The organism is Bradyrhizobium sp. JR4.3 (assembly GCF_040547695.1).
GTDB lineage: Bacteria > Pseudomonadota > Alphaproteobacteria > Rhizobiales > Xanthobacteraceae > Bradyrhizobium > Bradyrhizobium canariense.
This window is the reverse complement of sequence record NZ_JBEPQF010000032.1, coordinates 62,063-77,734: the sequence shown is the minus strand read 5'-3', so window position 1 is coordinate 77,734 and position 15,672 is coordinate 62,063. Positions and strand designations below refer to the sequence as shown.

22 protein-coding genes are annotated in these 15,672 nt (G+C 63.9%); 10 read left to right on the top strand and 12 right to left on the bottom strand.

Annotated features, from left to right (window positions below):
• Positions 1 to 205 precede the first annotated feature (205 nt).
• Positions 206 to 1,174, top strand: a complete 969-nt coding sequence (locus tag ABIB91_RS33710) for an NAD-dependent epimerase/dehydratase family protein (RefSeq protein ID WP_354170942.1) — start codon at positions 206 to 208, stop codon at positions 1,172 to 1,174.
• Positions 1,175 to 1,178: 4 nt separating this feature from the next.
• Here the strand turns inward: ABIB91_RS33710 and ABIB91_RS33705 are convergent, their stop codons facing one another.
• Positions 1,179 to 2,141, bottom strand: coding sequence for a D-2-hydroxyacid dehydrogenase family protein (locus ABIB91_RS33705; protein ID WP_007600705.1), 963 nt, complete (start codon positions 2,139 to 2,141; stop codon positions 1,179 to 1,181).
• 104 nt (positions 2,142 to 2,245) lie between these two features.
• A complete protein-coding gene (locus ABIB91_RS33700; RefSeq protein WP_027519710.1) occupies positions 2,246 to 2,461 on the bottom strand; it encodes a hypothetical protein in 216 nt (71 codons plus the stop codon).
• Positions 2,462 to 2,693: 232 nt separating this feature from the next.
• Here ABIB91_RS33700 and ettA point away from each other — a divergent pair, with 232 nt between their 5' ends.
• Both ettA and ABIB91_RS33690 read left to right on the top strand, forming a co-directional pair.
• The gene (ettA, locus tag ABIB91_RS33695; RefSeq protein ID WP_007600707.1) at positions 2,694 to 4,343 is read left to right on the top strand and encodes an energy-dependent translational throttle protein EttA; all 1,650 of its coding nucleotides are present in this window, start codon (positions 2,694 to 2,696) and stop codon (positions 4,341 to 4,343) included.
• 7 nt (positions 4,344 to 4,350) lie between these two features.
• A complete protein-coding gene (locus ABIB91_RS33690; RefSeq protein WP_354170939.1) occupies positions 4,351 to 5,574 on the top strand; it encodes a lytic murein transglycosylase in 1,224 nt (407 codons plus the stop codon).
• 89 nt (positions 5,575 to 5,663) lie between these two features.
• On the opposite strand, the gene ABIB91_RS33685 is transcribed toward ABIB91_RS33690, so the two are convergent.
• Together ABIB91_RS33685 and ABIB91_RS33680 are read right to left on the bottom strand one after the other, a co-directional pair.
• Positions 5,664 to 5,948, bottom strand: a complete 285-nt coding sequence (locus tag ABIB91_RS33685; RefSeq protein WP_007600714.1) for a hypothetical protein — start codon at positions 5,946 to 5,948, stop codon at positions 5,664 to 5,666.
• A gap of 212 nt (positions 5,949 to 6,160) precedes the next feature.
• Positions 6,161 to 6,505: a hypothetical protein gene (locus ABIB91_RS33680; protein WP_219685473.1), complete on the bottom strand. Its 345-nt coding sequence runs from the start codon at positions 6,503 to 6,505 to the stop codon at positions 6,161 to 6,163.
• A 137-nt stretch (positions 6,506 to 6,642) separates the two neighbouring features.
• Here ABIB91_RS33680 and ABIB91_RS33675 point away from each other — a divergent pair, with 137 nt between their 5' ends.
• The 3 genes from ABIB91_RS33675 to bfr all read left to right on the top strand — a co-directional run bounded on the left by ABIB91_RS33675 (position 6,643) and on the right by bfr (position 8,000).
• Positions 6,643 to 6,945, top strand: a complete 303-nt coding sequence (locus ABIB91_RS33675; RefSeq protein WP_354170936.1) for a hypothetical protein — start codon at positions 6,643 to 6,645, stop codon at positions 6,943 to 6,945.
• Positions 6,946 to 7,106: 161 nt separating this feature from the next.
• Positions 7,107 to 7,379 carry a (2Fe-2S)-binding protein gene (locus ABIB91_RS33670; protein WP_007600718.1) on the top strand — a complete coding sequence of 91 codons (273 nt, stop codon included), beginning with the start codon at positions 7,107 to 7,109 and terminating at the stop codon, positions 7,377 to 7,379.
• A gap of 132 nt (positions 7,380 to 7,511) precedes the next feature.
• A complete protein-coding gene (gene bfr / locus ABIB91_RS33665) occupies positions 7,512 to 8,000 on the top strand; it encodes a bacterioferritin (protein WP_007600720.1) in 489 nt (162 codons plus the stop codon).
• A 131-nt stretch (positions 8,001 to 8,131) separates the two neighbouring features.
• Here bfr and ABIB91_RS33660 read toward each other — a convergent pair whose 3' ends face one another.
• The 3 genes from ABIB91_RS33660 to ABIB91_RS33645 form a co-directional block, all read right to left on the bottom strand.
• Positions 8,132 to 8,734 (bottom strand): MSMEG_1061 family FMN-dependent PPOX-type flavoprotein, encoded by a 603-nt coding sequence (locus tag ABIB91_RS33660; protein ID WP_354170933.1) that lies wholly within the window; start codon positions 8,732 to 8,734, stop codon positions 8,132 to 8,134.
• Between the two features lie 304 nt (positions 8,735 to 9,038).
• On the bottom strand, positions 9,039 to 9,383 hold the full coding sequence (locus ABIB91_RS33650) for a hypothetical protein (RefSeq protein ID WP_007600723.1): 345 nt from the start codon (positions 9,381 to 9,383) through the stop codon (positions 9,039 to 9,041).
• Between the two features lie 171 nt (positions 9,384 to 9,554).
• Positions 9,555 to 10,631 (bottom strand): alpha/beta fold hydrolase, encoded by a 1,077-nt coding sequence (locus ABIB91_RS33645; RefSeq protein ID WP_354170931.1) that lies wholly within the window; start codon positions 10,629 to 10,631, stop codon positions 9,555 to 9,557.
• Between the two features lie 127 nt (positions 10,632 to 10,758).
• Here ABIB91_RS33645 and ABIB91_RS33640 point away from each other — a divergent pair, with 127 nt between their 5' ends.
• Both ABIB91_RS33640 and ABIB91_RS33635 read left to right on the top strand, forming a co-directional pair.
• Positions 10,759 to 11,025 carry a DUF2277 domain-containing protein gene (locus ABIB91_RS33640; protein ID WP_007600726.1) on the top strand — a complete coding sequence of 89 codons (267 nt, stop codon included), beginning with the start codon at positions 10,759 to 10,761 and terminating at the stop codon, positions 11,023 to 11,025.
• A gap of 96 nt (positions 11,026 to 11,121) precedes the next feature.
• Complete coding sequence (locus ABIB91_RS33635; protein WP_007600728.1) at positions 11,122 to 11,337, top strand: hypothetical protein; 216 nt, start codon at positions 11,122 to 11,124, stop codon at positions 11,335 to 11,337.
• 15 nt (positions 11,338 to 11,352) lie between these two features.
• Here ABIB91_RS33635 and ABIB91_RS33630 read toward each other — a convergent pair whose 3' ends face one another.
• The 3 genes from ABIB91_RS33630 to ABIB91_RS33620 form a co-directional block, all read right to left on the bottom strand.
• On the bottom strand, positions 11,353 to 11,862 hold the full coding sequence (locus ABIB91_RS33630) for a collagen-like domain-containing protein (RefSeq protein ID WP_007600730.1): 510 nt from the start codon (positions 11,860 to 11,862) through the stop codon (positions 11,353 to 11,355).
• A 112-nt stretch (positions 11,863 to 11,974) separates the two neighbouring features.
• Positions 11,975 to 12,223: a helix-turn-helix domain-containing protein gene (locus ABIB91_RS33625; RefSeq protein WP_027519697.1), complete on the bottom strand. Its 249-nt coding sequence runs from the start codon at positions 12,221 to 12,223 to the stop codon at positions 11,975 to 11,977.
• Positions 12,224 to 12,445: 222 nt separating this feature from the next.
• Positions 12,446 to 13,213 carry an SDR family NAD(P)-dependent oxidoreductase gene (locus ABIB91_RS33620; protein WP_354170927.1) on the bottom strand — a complete coding sequence of 256 codons (768 nt, stop codon included), beginning with the start codon at positions 13,211 to 13,213 and terminating at the stop codon, positions 12,446 to 12,448.
• A 111-nt stretch (positions 13,214 to 13,324) separates the two neighbouring features.
• Here ABIB91_RS33620 and ABIB91_RS33615 point away from each other — a divergent pair, with 111 nt between their 5' ends.
• Positions 13,325 to 13,810: a J domain-containing protein gene (locus ABIB91_RS33615; RefSeq protein ID WP_354170925.1), complete on the top strand. Its 486-nt coding sequence runs from the start codon at positions 13,325 to 13,327 to the stop codon at positions 13,808 to 13,810.
• A gap of 61 nt (positions 13,811 to 13,871) precedes the next feature.
• Positions 13,872 to 14,414, top strand: a complete 543-nt coding sequence (locus tag ABIB91_RS33610) for an REP-associated tyrosine transposase (protein WP_354170923.1) — start codon at positions 13,872 to 13,874, stop codon at positions 14,412 to 14,414.
• A gap of 72 nt (positions 14,415 to 14,486) precedes the next feature.
• On the opposite strand, the gene ABIB91_RS33605 is transcribed toward ABIB91_RS33610, so the two are convergent.
• On the bottom strand, positions 14,487 to 15,122 hold the full coding sequence (locus tag ABIB91_RS33605; RefSeq protein ID WP_354170921.1) for a hypothetical protein: 636 nt from the start codon (positions 15,120 to 15,122) through the stop codon (positions 14,487 to 14,489).
• Between the two features lie 246 nt (positions 15,123 to 15,368).
• Positions 15,369 to 15,629, bottom strand: a complete 261-nt coding sequence (locus ABIB91_RS33600; protein WP_007600739.1) for a hypothetical protein — start codon at positions 15,627 to 15,629, stop codon at positions 15,369 to 15,371.
• Between the last annotated feature and the right edge of the window lie 43 nt (positions 15,630 to 15,672).

Below are 15,672 nucleotides of genomic sequence, written 5' to 3'. Positions count from 1 at the left end.
CCCGCCGCCGGGGGGGCCGCCGCGCCCCGCCCGGGTCACGGGGCGCTCAAGCGGCCGCCAATTTTTTTTTCTTATGCGGGGGGGTGACGTGCGGCCCCGCCCCGTCATCATTTGACGCATGCGCGCAAGTCCTACTTGCGCATACTTGAACGGCTCCGCACCTCGATTACGTCCGGGAGGATTGCAACGAATTGAGGAGCACAGGATGCGCATCTTTGTTGCGGGCGCGACCGGCGCGGTCGGTCGGTATCTTGTTCCGGCGCTGGTCGCCGCGGGTCATTCGGTGATCGGCACGACACGGAATGCGGCAAAAACAGATTTGGTGCGTCGATTGGGTGCAGAGCCGGTCGTCGCCGACGGCCTCGATGCCGGCAGCATGCACGCTGCGGTGATTGCGGCAAAGCCCGACGTCGTCATTCACCAGATGACGGATCTCGCGGCCGCCACGGACCTCCGGCATTTCGATCGGGCCTTCGCGCGAACCAACGAGCTCCGCACCCGCGGAACCGACATTCTGCTGAATGCTGCACGCGAGGCCGGCGCCAGGCGCTTCATCGCGCAAAGCTTCTGCGGCTGGACCTTCAGTCGCGCCGGGGGAACGGTGAAGACCGAGACCGATGAGCTCGACCCGCATCCGCCGCGAGAGCTGCGACGCACGCTTGAGGCAATCCAGTATCTGGAGCGAAGCGTCACCGCTTCGACGAAGCCGGAGGGTATCGTGCTGCGCTATGGATTCTTCTATGGACCCGGCACGGGCACGCTCTCGCCTGCGATGATCGACCAGCTGCGCCACCGGCGTGTGCCGGTGATCGGCGATGGCGGCGGCACGTGGTCGTTCATTCACACCGAAGATGCCGCCTCTGCCACGCTCGCCGCGCTCGAACGCGGGCGCGCCGGCAGCATCTACAATATCGTCGACGATCATCCTGCGCAGGTGAAGGATTGGTTGCCCGCGCTGGCCGAATTGCTCGGTGCCAAGCCGCCGCGTCACATTCCCGCCTGGCTCGGCCGCCTGCTTGCGGGCGAGCATATGGTTGCGATGATGACGGAGGTGCGCGGAGCCTCCAACAGCAAGGCCAAGCGCGAGCTCGGCTGGCTGCCGGCGCATGCCTCCTGGCGCGACGGCTTTGCCGATGCGGCACGGCAGCCCACCAGCCAGCGCTCGGCGGCCTGAGGCATCACGCCAGCTTCCGCGGCAGCTCGCCGCCCTTGGTGAAGGCGTCGATCGCCTCGACCATCTGGCTGTAGTGGATGCGCAAGCCGTCCTCGGTGGCGTAGCCGAGATGCGGCGTCAGCACGAGATTGTCGAGCTTGCGGAAGGGATGGTCTGTTGGCAGCGGCTCGACCGAGAATACGTCGATGCCGGCGCCTGCAATCCTCTTCTGCTGCAACGCCTCGAGCAGCGCCTGCTCGTCCACGATCGGCCCGCGCGCGGTGTTGACGAGGAAGGCCGTCGGTTTCATCCGCGCGAGATCGGCAGCCCCGACCAGCCCGCGCGAGCGCTCGCTCAGCACCACATGGATGCTTACGATATCGGCCTTGGCGAACAGCTCCTCCTTGGTGGCGTAGCCGACGCCGGCATCCTTGCACTTCTCCGGGGTCAGGTTCGGGCTCCAGGCGATCACGTTCATGCCGAACGCCTTCGCAATGCCGGCCATCTTGCTGCCGAGCTTGCCGAGCCCGACGACGCCGAGCGTCAATCCTTCGATCTCGACGCCGGCAAAGGTCTGCCAGGGCTCGCCCGCATGCATGCGCGCGTTCTCGCGGCCGATGCCGCGGGTCAGTTCCAGGATCAGGCCCATGGTGAGGGGCGCAGTCGGATCGCGTGAATATTGCGTGCCGGCGATGGTGACGCCGCGCGCCTTGGCGGCCTCCATGTCGATCGAGGCGTTGCGCATGCCTGATGTCAGCAGCAGCTTCAGCTTCGGCAGGCTCTCGAACAGGCTCTTCGGGAACGCGGTGCGCTCGCGCATCGCGCAGACGATCTCGAAATCGGCCAGCGCGCTCGCCGCGGCCTGCTCGGAGGCGAAGGGATGGCTGAACACGGTGACGTCGATGCGGTCGGACAGGCTTTGCCAATCGGCGACTTCGAGGGCGAGATTGAAATAGTCGTCCAGAATTGCACAGCGCAGCCGCGTCATCAGCGTTCTTCCATGGCGAGAGGTGGAACCAGGCCATGGTTGCGCGCAATCAGGACCGTGCGCAAGCCGTTCGCGTCTTCAAAAATCCGACAGGTGATAAAGGCTCAGAGGTCGCGGGGCTTGAGCCGGAACGGCGCATTCATGCCGTGCTTGGCGCGCCAGGCGGGGCCGGGGCCGCGCATGTAATGCAGTTCGGGCCGGTAGGGGTTGAAAGCGGTGGCGAAGAAGCGCTTCCAGAAGCCCTTGATCTCCGAGGCAAATGCGGAGGCGCTGCCGGCTTCCGCCGGAACGGGAAGGGAATGGGTCTCGATCATGGCCATGACGCTGTCTCGCTGTGCTCCCGTTCATTCTGAGCGGGTGGCGCTGTTTCCGCGCGAAACCGAGCTTTGGCCTGATTTATTAAAAGATAGTTTCAATTGTCCGGATCGGTGGCGGGATGGTGTCCGGCCCGTATTCATCCGTGGTGAACGGAGGGAAAACATTGCCCTTTGGGGGCGGGATCGCTACATCGGCGGCAAGCAAATTTCCTCAAATCGAAGGTTTTCGGGACCGATGGCGCGCCAGTTCATCTATTTCATGCAGGGCCTGACCAAGAGCTACCCGACCCGGAAGGTGCTCGATAACATCCATCTGAGCTTCTACCCGGACGCCAAGATCGGCGTGCTCGGTGTCAACGGCTCGGGCAAGTCGACGCTGCTCAAGATCATGGCAGGCCTCGACAAGGAATATAACGGCGAGGCCTGGGTCGCCCAGGGCGCCCGCGTCGGCTATCTCGAGCAGGAGCCGCATCTCGATCCGGCACTCAGCGTACGCGAGAACGTCATGCTGGGCGTCGCCAAGCAGAAGGCTATCCTCGATCGCTACAACGAACTGGCGATGAACTACTCCGAGGAGACCGCCGACGAGATGACCAAGCTGCAGGACGAGATCGAGGCCCAGGGCCTCTGGGATCTCGACAGCAAGGTCGACCAGGCCATGGACGCGCTGCGTTGTCCGCCTGACGATGCCGACGTGTCGAAACTCTCTGGCGGTGAGCGCCGCCGAGTCGCGCTGTGCAAGCTGCTGCTCGACCAGCCTGAGTTGTTGCTGCTGGACGAGCCGACCAACCATCTCGACGCGGAATCGGTGTCGTGGCTGGAAGGCCATCTGCGCAACTATCCCGGCGCGATCCTGATCGTCACCCATGACCGCTACTTCCTCGACAACGTCACGAGCTGGATTCTCGAGCTCGATCGCGGCAAGGGCATTCCCTACGAGGGCAATTACTCGTCCTGGCTGCAGCAGAAACAGAAGCGGCTCGAGCAGGAGGGCCGCGAGGACGCTGCGCATCAGAAGACGCTGGCCCGCGAGCAGGAATGGATCGCGTCCTCGCCGAAAGCCCGCCAGGCCAAATCCAAGGCGCGCTATCAGCGCTATGACGAACTGCTGAAGCAGGCGAGCGAAAAGCAGACACAGACTGCGCAGATCACGATTCCAGTGGCCGAGCGCCTAGGTCAGAACGTGGTCGACTTCGAAGGGCTCAGCAAAGGTTTCGGCGATCGCATGCTGATCGACGATCTCACTTTCAAGCTGCCGCCCGGCGGAATCGTCGGCGTGATCGGCGCCAACGGCGCCGGCAAGACCACGCTGTTCAGGATGATCACCAAGCAGGAAGAGCCGGACAAGGGCACCATCACGGTCGGCGAGAGCGTTCATCTCGGTTACGTCGACCAGTCGCGCGACGCGCTCGATGGCAGCAAGAACGTATGGGAGGAGATCTCCGGCGGCAATGAGCTGATCCTGCTCGGCAAGAGGGAAGTCAATTCACGCGGCTATTGTTCGTCGTTCAACTTCAAGGGCGCCGACCAGCAGAAGAAAGTCGGCGCGCTCTCCGGCGGCGAACGCAACCGCGTGCACCTTGCGAAAATGCTGAAATCCGGCGCTAACGTTCTGTTGCTCGACGAGCCGACCAACGACCTCGACGTCGACACGCTGCGTGCGCTCGAAGAGGCTCTGGAGGATTTCGCCGGCTGCGCCGTCATTATCAGCCATGATCGCTGGTTCCTCGATCGCATCGCGACCCACATCCTGGCCTTCGAAGGCGACAGCCATGTCGAATGGTTCGAGGGCAACTTCCAGGACTACGAGAAGGACAAGATGCGCCGGCTCGGCCAGGACAGCATCATTCCGCATCGCGTGAAGTACAAGAAGCTGACGCGGTGATCTCAGCATGATGCGGCGGGTGCTCATAGCTGCGGTGATCGCTATCACCTGCGGCCTGTCGCCCGCCCGCGCTGCCGACGCCGCCTTCGCGCAGTTCATCGCCTCGCTGTGGCCGGACGCGGAGGCCGCCGGCGTGTCGCGCGCGACGTTCGAGCGAGAGACGCGCGGGCTCGAGCCTGACTACAAGCTGCCGGATCTGATCCTGCCGGGGCGGCCCGCAACGGGGGCGCCGTCGCAGGCCGAGTTCGTGCAGGTGCCGGCCGACTATGTCAGGGAAGCCTCGATCGCGCGCCTCGCGGGCGAGGGGCAGCGGCTGCTGCAAAAATATCGTCCCGCGCTGACGGAGATCGAGAAAAACTCCGGCGTGCCCGCCACCGTCATGCTGGCGATCTGGGGCCGCGAAACCGACTATGGCCGCTACACGCTGCCTTACGATCTCGTGCGCGTGCTGGCGACGCAGGCCTATGTCGGCCGCCGCAAGGACACCTATCGCAACGAGTTCATCCTCTCGCTGAAAATTCTCGGTGACGGCGTGGTGACACGCAAGGACATGCGCTCGTCGTGGGCCGGCGCGACCGGGCTCACGCAATTCCTGCCGTCCGAATATTACAGGCACGGCGTCGATTTCGACCGCGACGGCCGCATCGACATCTGGCATTCGGTGCCGGATGCGCTGGCCTCCGCCGCGCAGCAGCTCGTCAACAAGGGCTGGCAGAGCGGCGTACGCTGGGCTTACGAGGTGCAAGCTCCGGCCAAGGTCGATTGCACCGCCGGCGTGCCCGAGGTGACGAAGCCGATCGGCCAGTGGCTGCGCGAAGGCTTTGTGCCGGTGCGCGGACAAGAGCTCACTGCCGCCGAGCAGGCGCAGCCGGCCTCGCTGCTGCAGCCGGAAGGCATCTACGGCCCGTCCTTCCTGACCACGAAGAACTACTTCGTGATCAAGGAATACAATTTCTCCGATCTCTACGTGCTGTTCGTCGGCCATCTCGCCGACCGCATGACGAGCCCGCAGCCGTTCGCGACGCCGTGGTCTGCCTCGAAGCAATTGCGCACCAAGGATGTCGAGGCGATGCAGCGCGGGCTCACGCGCGTCGGGCTCTACAAGGACAAGATCGACGGCAAGGCGGGCATGCAGACGCGCGCTGCGCTCGGCGCCTACCAGAAGTCGGCAGGCCTCAAGGTCGATTGCTGGCCGAGCGAAGAGGTGCTGCGCTCGATCCAGGCGCGATAGCGAGCCGCAGTTCTTCGCCAAAGAAAAAGCCCGGCCGAGGTGCTCGGCCGGGCTTCGATCGCGGCGCTCATGAACGCCGTGCGATCAGATCAGTAGCAAACGCGAACCGGGCGGACGGTCCAGCCGTAGCCGTCCCAGTAGCGCTGGCGCTGCCAGTAGCAGGGCGGCGGCGGCGGGCCGGGCTCGGCCACATAAACCGGTCCGCCATAGGCGGGACGGCTCGATGCGATGGCACCGCCGACGATTGCGCCGCCGATCAGGCCGGCTGCGATGCCGGCGCCGACGCCGTCATGGGCTTGGGCGGACGGAGTGGCGGTCACCAGCGAACCGGCGATCGTCGCAACCGTAAGGGCGGCAACTAAAGTCTTCTTCATACTCTTGGCTCTCCTGAGAGATGGATGCTCCTTGTTAGGAGCGTCCGGGGTTCAAAGGTTCACGCAGACTCTGATGGAATTGGCCTTGCAGTTAGGAAGCGCGCAAATGGTCAATCCCCGGTAAACGCACACGGAGCTGTGACGAGAAAAAGCGGTCTTTTTCAGGCCCGGAGATGAACGGCGCATCTGGAATGAATCTGCTTGGGGCGACTTCAGCCACAGACTCTGACGCGGCGGACGCGCCAGGCATAACCGTCCCAGAAGCGCTGCTTCTGCCAGACGCAGCCGTCGCCATAATAGTCGTCGGCGACGTAGCCCGGGCCCGGTGCGTAGTAGCGCGGCGGATAGTAGCCCGGGCTATATCCCGGACCATATGCGTAGCCGGGGCCGGGGCCCGGTCCGTAATAATACGGAGAGGCCAGCGCCCCGCCGACAATGGCGCCGCCGATGATTCCGGCTGCCACGCCCGCCGCGACGCCGCGTTGCGCCTGGGCTGGTGTAGCGGCGCTAAGGGCCACCGCGGCGACGGCAGCGATTGCCAGGAGCGACTTCTTCATTGGCTGACCTTTCGAACAAAGCACACGGGAACTCTTTGAGGGTAAAGTTCCATATTTCGATTGAATGATCAATGAACGGCACCGTTGCCGGGGACGACCAATTACCGTGAACCGCAGCTCAGCCAGGGAGGAGGGCGATGATGGGTGACGCGATGATAAATGCATTGATCGCTGCCGGGATCGTCTCCGCGATCGGCTACGGCTGGATCACCCATCTCCAGAATCGCGGCCAGCGGCGCTCCCGCGCCGGGGCCGGCGGCAATAGCAGTGGCGACACCGCCACCGGCTCGAGCGACGGCTTCTCGTGGGGGAGCTGGTTTTCCAGCGATAGTTCCGGCAGCGCGACCGACGGCGGCAGCTGTTCCAGCAGCGATAGCGGCAGTAGTGGCGGAGATTGCGGGGGCGGCGGCGGCGATGGTGGAGGCGGCGGGGGCGACTAGATCCGCGGCAATCTTGATCCAGCGCAAGGCCCTATTTTAGAGCCGTTCTAGGCTGTTTCCGGGCTAGTTTGGAATAGCTTCAAATTCCGCTTTTTCCTTTTGCATCCGGCCGGCCCCTTAAATATCGATGATGGCGCATCACCAAAGGGCCTGCCGCTTCCATGATCGTTTGTTCCTGTAACGTGCTGAGCGATGACGACATCCGCGCCGCCGTCGCCGAGTCCGACGACGCTGTGCGCCATGCCAAGCAGGTGTATGGGTGTCTCGGCTGTAGCGCCGAATGCGGCCGCTGCGCTCGGACGATCAAGACCATTATCGACGAAGCACTCGGCCCCTGTGCCACGTCCTGCTGCTCCGGCTGTCCGCACAACCACACTGTGGCGGCCAATGACGAGACGGCCCAGCCGGCCGAGTTCGCCCTCGCGGCCTGCTGAAATCTTCCGCAACCCTGGCTGAGCATTTCACCGGCTGCGTCCCGTAGCCGGTTGCTCCAGTCTTCAAACTCATTTAGAAGCGTTCTAAATTCGGTTTACGGCCTATTTGGACTGCAAGAGCTGGAGTGAACCATGCAGGGCGACGCAAAAGTTATCGATTATCTCAACAAGGCACTGCGTCACGAGCTGACTGCAATCAACCAGTACTGGCTGCACTACCGCTTCCTCGACAATTGGGGCCTGCGGGATATGTCCAAGGTCTGGCGCAAGGAGTCCATCGAGGAGATGGAGCACGCCGACAAGCTGACCGAGCGGATCCTGTTCTTCGACGGCTTCCCGAACATGCAGGTGCTCGATCCCTTGCGTATCGGCCAGAACGTCAAGGAGATCATCGAGTGCGATCTCGCTGCCGAGATGAGCGCGCGGGCGCTCTACCAGGAAGCGGCGACCTACTGCCACAGCGTCAAGGATTATGTGACGCGCGACCTGTTCGAGAAGCTGATGAGCGACGAGGAGCACCACATCGACTTCCTCGAGACCCAGCTCGACCTGATCGGCCGCATCGGCCTCGAACTCTACACCCAGAAGCACGTTGGCGGGCTCGAGGGCGAGGGACACTAGGTCCCTTACTCCGCACTCTCCATTCGTCATGGCCGGGCTTGTCCCGGCCATCCACGTGCTACCCTGCAACGAAGACGTGGATGCCCGGGACAAGCACGGGCATGACGCCCGTGTGCGGTTCGAAAGCCCGGCTACAACTGCGTCTTGTAGAGCTCTTCCACGATCTCCTGACTCTGCGGCTCACCAAGGCCGGTTTGCTCGTGGACCACCTCGACGATGCTCGGCATCACCGAACGCGGCACCTTCTCGGACGACCACAGCTTCGAGCGCATCAGGGCCTTGCCGCAGTGGAAATAGACTTCGCTGACGGCGATGTTCAGCACCGCGCGCGGCGGCTTGCCAAACTCCACCATCGAGGCGAGCAGGTCCGGATCGGCGGACAGCGTACCGCGGCCGCCGACGCGCAGCGTCTCGTCGATGCCGGGGACGAAGAACAGCAGATGCACGAAGCCGGAGCCCTCGACGACGTTCCGAAAACTGTCGATCCGGTTGTTGCCGGAGCGATCAGGCATCAGCAGCTGGTTGGGGCCGGCGACGTGGACGAAACCAACGCCGCCGCCGCGTGGTGAGGCATCGACGCTGCCGTCCGCTCCCGACGTCGCGAGCACGCAGAACGGTGACATCTCGATGAATTTCTTCGCATGCGCATCGATCGCGGGGCGCGCTTTCGCGATCACGCGTGGGCTCGGCTGGGCATAGATGGTGGCGAGGTCTTCGGCGCAAAGATCAGTCACGAAGGTCTCCCTGGTGGAATGCCTGAGAATATCATCTCCCAGCGCGATCGCTATCCCCCTTGTCACGCCGCCGCGGCCACTCGATCACGCCAGCGCAATACAGAGCCCGCCCGATCAGGGCCGGCTGAAGCGCCAGCCGCGGCCCGTGGTAGAGCCAGCTGTTGGGGATGCGTGGAAGGTCGATGCCCTCCAGGACATGCTTGATGTTTGCCGCCCACACGCAAAGCGCATAGAGCGCAAGCGCGCGTTCTGTCGTTCACAGGAACCATCGGCCGAGCTAGCACCGCGTCGAGGCGCTATCGCGCTACACCGCATCCGCCGGCACGAAGCAACTGATGATGATGGCGCCGCGGTGATGGACGTACCACACCACGGCCTGGCCGACCGGATTGCCGCGGTCGCGGATGATGGCGCGCTCGGGCACCTCCATCCATTGTCCCTCGATCGGCACCCAATAGGCGCCGCTGCGCACGTCGTACTCAGTGCGATGGCCGTCGGAGACGTCGCAGCAGGGCACGCCGTTCGGTGCGATCACGCTCTTGAACCAGGCGCGGATGTCAGGCGGGACGTGATCATATTGCCCGTTGTCGAACGCGAACGCTGCGCCCGTCAGCGCCGCCAGCCAAACGCACAGTACGAGCCTGTGCATGCGATCCTCCTCATCGCGTGTCGTGCCATTGGCGCGCGATTGCCCCGCGCGTCGATTCGTATCGTTGATGCGATTAAGCCCGACCTGTCAGCGCAATGCATGCTCAAATAATATGCGGCGTCGAGGCGCCGCATATGATGCATGGCGAACATGGCGGCAAGCCTGGCAATCCTACATCGTCCGCTGCGGCGCGGTTTGCAGAAACTGCCGGACCTGCTCGCTGTAGAATTTGGCGTTCCCCGTGGTGCCGTGGCCGCGCGTCTCCGTGCTTGCTGGGATGAGATACAGTTTGCCGTTCTTGACCCGCGTCATCGCAGCGTCCGTGAGGCCGGTCTCAGGCGGGTTGCGTTCGTCGTCGGCGGAATTGATCAGCAGCAGCGACGCTTCGATCGCCTCCAGCTTCTCGCGGGCATTGTAGTCATGCGAGGACTCCCACTGGTAGACGAAGTCGTTGGCATCTGCGGTGATCGGCATGGCCAGCCGCTCGTCGACGATCTTGTCGGCCTTCGCCGCCGTCGGCGCCTGCGATTGATAGGCCAGCGTTCCGCCGATGCTCGCGATGCCGTAGGCGGTGATCGCGTATTTCATCATGCGCGGCTGGCTGGTGTAATTGCCGCCATTGTAGTCGGGATCGCTGCGGATGATGTCGAGCATGATCCGCCGCAGCATCCAGTTGCGCGACGCCATCTCGGTCGGCTGCGAGGCCATCGGGATCAGCGCGTCCATCGCCTTCGGATATTTCTCGCCCCACAACCAGGTGTGCATGCCGCCCATGGAATTGCCGATGACGAGCCGCAGGTGCTTGACGCCAAGCCCTTCCGTCACCAGGCGATACTGGGCTTCGACCATGTCCTCGTAATCGTATTTCGGGAAGCTCGTCTTCATCCCGTCGGACGGTTTTGACGATTTGCCATGGCCGATATTGTCGGGGATGATGATGTAATATTTGGAGGCATCCAGCGGCTGCCCCGCGCCGAACAGCTCGCCGGCAAAGGCTGGTGACAGCATGCTCGCGCCCGAGCCGCCGGTTCCGTGCAGCACCAGGACTGGCTGGCCGCTCGGCTCACCCACGGTGGTGTAGTGCAGCTTCAGCTCCGGCATGTTCTCGCCGGTGTGGAACTTGAAATCCCTGACGACCCAGTCGCCCTGCTTCGGTGCCGGATAATCGGCCGCCCATGCGAACGTCGAGATGGCCGACACAGAGACGGACAACAGGATGGCTGACAGCGCCGCGCAAGAAGCTTTCATGTCTATATTTCCCCCGTGCGGCTCTGGTCGGCGGCCGCGTTGCGGCGGAACTTAGCAGAACTGTCCGGAAGGATGTAGGATTTCGTTTTCGCCGGTCGTCCTTGAGGGAAAGGTCAGGAGAGAGTGCATGTGCCGCAACATCAAGACGCTGTTCAACTTCGAGCCGGAGGCGACGGAGGATGAGATCCACGCCAGCGCGCTCCAGTTCGTTCGGAAACTGTCCGGCTTTAACAAGCCTTCGCAGGCCAACGAGGCGGCCTTCGATCGTGCGGTGGCGGAGGTCGCGGAGGCTGCGCGAAAACTCCTGACGTCGCTGCACACCCACGCCCCGGCACGCGACCGTGAGGCCGAGGCGGAAAAGGCCAAGGAACGTTCGCGGCTGCGCTTCGGCTAGGCGGCTCGAAGGTCCGTTCCGTGATCTGGCTCACGGTGAAAGCGGTCGCAACGCGCGATGATGTTCGCCGGGCTTTTGACACCCGGGAGCACGACCATGAGCCGCCCTCTTCTTCCGCTGAAAGCAGGTGCCGTCGTTTTCACGCTGCTGTGGACAGCGTGGATGACGTGGTGGAGCGGTTCGTTCTCGAGCGCGAACGTCGTGATCCTGGCCTTGTGCGGCGCAGCGGTCGGTTATCTCTGGTACCGCGCCATGCGCTGGCAGTTCGAGCGTATGGGCATGCTGCCGCGACGCGAGAATGGGACGAAATAGATTCGTCTGTCAGTCCTAGCCGTGCTTCTTCTTTTTCTTCTTCTTCCTGTGATTGTCGCCTTCGCTGTCCTCGTCCTCGTCACCGAGGGGCGCGTCGTCGGTCTCCTGCACGGCTGCCTCCAGCGCCTCGCGCTCGGCGGCTTCACGCTCACGCTGGCGGCGGCGCTCGTCCCAGGCGTCGAACAGTTGATCGAGCCACGGCAGCACCTGCTCGATCGACGGCAATGGGCCGGGCGGACCGGCCTCACCACGCGGGCCTTGCGGCCCCGCCGGCCCTTGCGGTCCGACAGGTCCCTGTGCACCGGCTGCCCCGCGCGGTCCGGCTTCGCCCTGCTTGCCTTGCGGGCCGGGCTTGCCCAGTGGTCCGGCCTTTCCGATCGGACCCGGCTTGCCCTGCGGCCCCGGCTTGCCACGCGCGCCATCGGGGCCCCGCTTGCCCGGATGGCCCTGTGGTCCCGGCCGCCCCGGTTCGCCCTGCCGTCCGCGCGGTCCCTGAGGTCCCTGCCGTTTTTGTTCGTCTGCCACGCCGCTGCTCCCTTGACCGGAAGCAAGCTAATTAGCGGCGTTTGACGACAGCGGCAATTCCGCCGGGCTCGCGCCTGGGCATGATCAACACCAATCGGCCGCACGTCGCGCGCTAGTCGTGATAGGCCGGCACCTCGATGCCGGAGGCGGCGTAGAGCCTGATCTTGTTGCGCAGCGTGCGCACCGAGAGGCCGAGCACGCGCGAGGCGCGCGTGCGATTGCCGTCGCAACGGGCGAGCGTCTGCAGGACGAGCTCACGCTCGACCTCGTCGACGGTCGCGCCGATCAGCAGCGGAACGATCTGGTTCGGTGAAAGGAAATATGCGCCCGGTTCGGACGCAGCGACATGAACAGTGGTCATCGACACACTCCCCGATCAACGCCCGCCTCCCTCTTTGGAAGCGGATCGAGAACAAACGACCCCCAAGCCGTAAATCTACGGTGGGCGGGTTTGGTTAACGAAAGGTTAACCGCGGGGCGATCGCACCAATTGACCTTGGGAATGCCGCCGCACCGCCGCGATTGGCACGGATTGCATGTTCCCGCGAGCATACTCCGCATTACCAAGCAGGCATCATCCCGCTCACACCGTCCGGTATCCGCCATCCACCATCACGATCGTTCCCGTGACGTAGGCCGACATGTCCGACGCAAGGAAGATCGCGGGACCCACGATGTCCTCGGGCTTGCCGGTGCGCGCCAGCGGGGTGTGATCGACGAAGGCCTGCACCAGCGCCGGATTGGTCGCGCGCACATTGGCGTTGATGTTGGTCTCGATGAAGCCCGGCCCGATCGCATTGACGCGCACGCCCTCCTTGCCGAGCTCGACCGCGAGCGCCTTGGTGAAGCCGAGCACGCCGTGTTTCGAGGTGGTGTAGGCCGCCGAGCTCGGCGTGCGCAGATGCACGAAGGACTGGATCGAGCCGATATTGACGATGCGGCCCTTCGCTACGCGCAACGGGCTCAGGAACGCCTGCGTCATGTTGAAGACGCCGTTGAGGTTGAGCGAGATGATGTCGTTCCAGTCCTTCGCCACCGTCTCCGTCTCCGCGGTGAAGGCGTTGCGGCGAGTGATCCCGGCATTGTTGACGAGGATCGAGACCTGCCCGACCTCGTCGGCGACCCGCTTGGCGAGCGCAAAGCAGTCGTCACGTTTGGTCACGTCGAGCGCGAAGCTCTCAGCCTCGCCGCCGGACTTGCGGATCCCCTCGGCGGCTTCCGCGACCGTGTCGGCGTTGACGTCGAGCAGCACCACTTGCGCGCCCTCGCGGGCGTAGCCGGCCGCGATGGCCCGGCCGATGCCCGAACCGGCGCCCGTGACGATTGCGATGTGGTTCGCGAGCAATGCCATGACAATTTCCTCCCGATTTCTTTTCGAAGTTTCATGAAAGGCTAACTCGAAATTAAGGGGTCGGAAACGGCGGCCTTGGCATACTCGTCTTGATTGCTAAACGTTGCGCGCATGATGGAACGGCTCGAATCCTGGAAATTCGCACTCGAACGCCTGCGGTCGGCAGACGGCGCCGATTGGGCCGAGGCGGGCCGTCTGGTGGCCGAGATCGCGCGGATGAGCACCGATACCATGCTGCGTCAGGCCGCCGAGCAGGCGCTTCCGGTGCTGCGCCAGGCCGTGGACAATGACGATCACAGCGTCACGCTGGCGGCCCGGCGCCGTCTCGGCGTGGTGCTCGATGTCGTTCACGACCTGACCGCGCCGCGCTTCGGCCGCCGCAATGCTGCGCCGAAAAAATTGTCCAGCGAGGATCGCGCCCGCAAGGTGCTCGGCCTGCCGCTCGCGGTGCAGCTCACCTGCGAGGACATCAACCAGGCCTATCGCCGCGCCGCCAAGGGCATGCACCCCGACCACGGCGGCAGCGCCCAAGCGTTCATCGACCTCGCCGCTGCGCGCGATATCCTGATCCATCCCCGCGCCTACAAGGACGCGTGAGAGCTCATGTGCTATCCTGTAGCCCGGATGAGCGAAGCGACATCCGGGACGGGTCTAGCCCATGGTTCTGTATCGCGGAAATTTTCTTCCCGGCGGCACCTACTTTTTTACTGTAGCGCTCTTCGACCGCCGATCGACCATTTTGATTGAGAACGTTGACGCCCTGCGCGATGCCTTTCGGGCCGCTCGCAGGGAGCGCCCGTTCGAGGTCGATGCGATTGTGATCCTTCCGGACCATTTGCATGTCGTCATGAACCTCCCGCCGCATGACGCCGATTTCGCGGGACGTTGGCGAAGGATCAAGGGGCATTTCAGCAGCGCACTACTGCATGCGGGTATCGACGTAGCCCGCCAGTCCAATGGAGAATTGGCTCTGTGGCAACGACGCTACTGGGAGCACACGGTTCGCGACGAAGATGATTTCGCCCGCCACGTGGATTACATTCACTTCAACCCAATTAAACATCGCTACGTCCAGCGCGTTTGTGATTGGCCGCATTCGTCCTTTCACCGATATGTGCGGGCGGGATTGCTCCCGGAAGATTGGGCGGGCGATGCCGGCGAAAGCGGGATTGCTTTCGGTGAGCGAGCCGAGGGAGGCTGACCGGGCGTAGGTTGAATTCCCGGATATCGCTTCGCTCATCCGGGCTACGGACGTCGGACTTGGAGTCGAGCCTCAGCTCTTGTTCACGCAGCTCGGATAGGGCGCGGCTTCGCCTGCTACGATCGGGCAGAGCTCGATCGGGCTGAGCGCGCGCAGACGGGCCTGCCAGCGGTCGTCGTTCACCGGCGGCTGGTCGGTTTCGGGGCCGCGCTCGGCCCACTGGACGGTGTAATAGTCGCTCGTGCCCTTCAGCGTGACCAGCAGTGCGGTCTCGCTGTGCCGCGTCGGGCCGCTGTCGACGCGGCCGCAGCCGATCACGGCGACGAAACCTTCGAACCGGCCGAACGTGGTGGCGCCAAGCGGCCTTGCCGCAAAGCTGTCGGGGCAGGCGGATTTGAAACCGCTTGCGATCGAGCCCGCGAATTTCTCGGGCGATGAACCTGGAGTGAGCGTCATGCCCTTCTCGCCGGTCACGGTGATCATCTCGGTCCAGCGTTCGGGCGTCTCGCCCTTCAGTACGGCCTCGCGGATGTAGTGGCCGCTCTTGGTGTTCTCGAACACCGCGGAAAAATTCGACGGCATCGCGAAGCTGACCAACTGGCCGAACAGCGGCGAGATCACGCGGAAGGATTGCGGGGCCTGTGCGTTCGCCGCTGCGGCGATCAGCAGCGATGCGGCCAGAACCGTGGCTTTCGTCGGCGCGCGCATCGATTGGCTCCAAAGCCGCGAGGTGAAAAACAAGCGGGCAAAAACAAGCGGGCAAGGATGCTGGTTGGCGCGGGACGCTTGGGGTGCGCCCCGAACAAGATGTGAGTAGGTCCGCCAGCTGGCCAGGTTCAAAGCGGGTGCGCGGAAAATGCGTGATCTCGGCCGAAAAACCAGTGGCGCGTCCAAAAGAAAAAGGCGGACTGCTCGCGCGATCCGCCCTTTGAAATCCGATCTGTCGCCTCACGCCTAGAGCGTGCAGCGGCGCTCCCCGCGCAGCTTGATCTGGAGCTCCGAGGCGGCCGTGAAGGTCGGGAGCGGCTTGCTGACGACCTTGTAGGTCGACACGCCCCACTGGAACGGCTTGTACTTGAGGTCCTCGTTCCAGACCTGGCAGATGCCGGTGTTGTCCCAGCGGATCACGTAATAACCGACCGCCGCAGAGGCCGGCACGGCGAACACGGAGGTGGCGATGCCGGCAACGGCACAGAGGGCGAGAACGCGACGCATGAAATATCTCCTGATGGGAACGTGAGACGGAAACTGGTGCGGC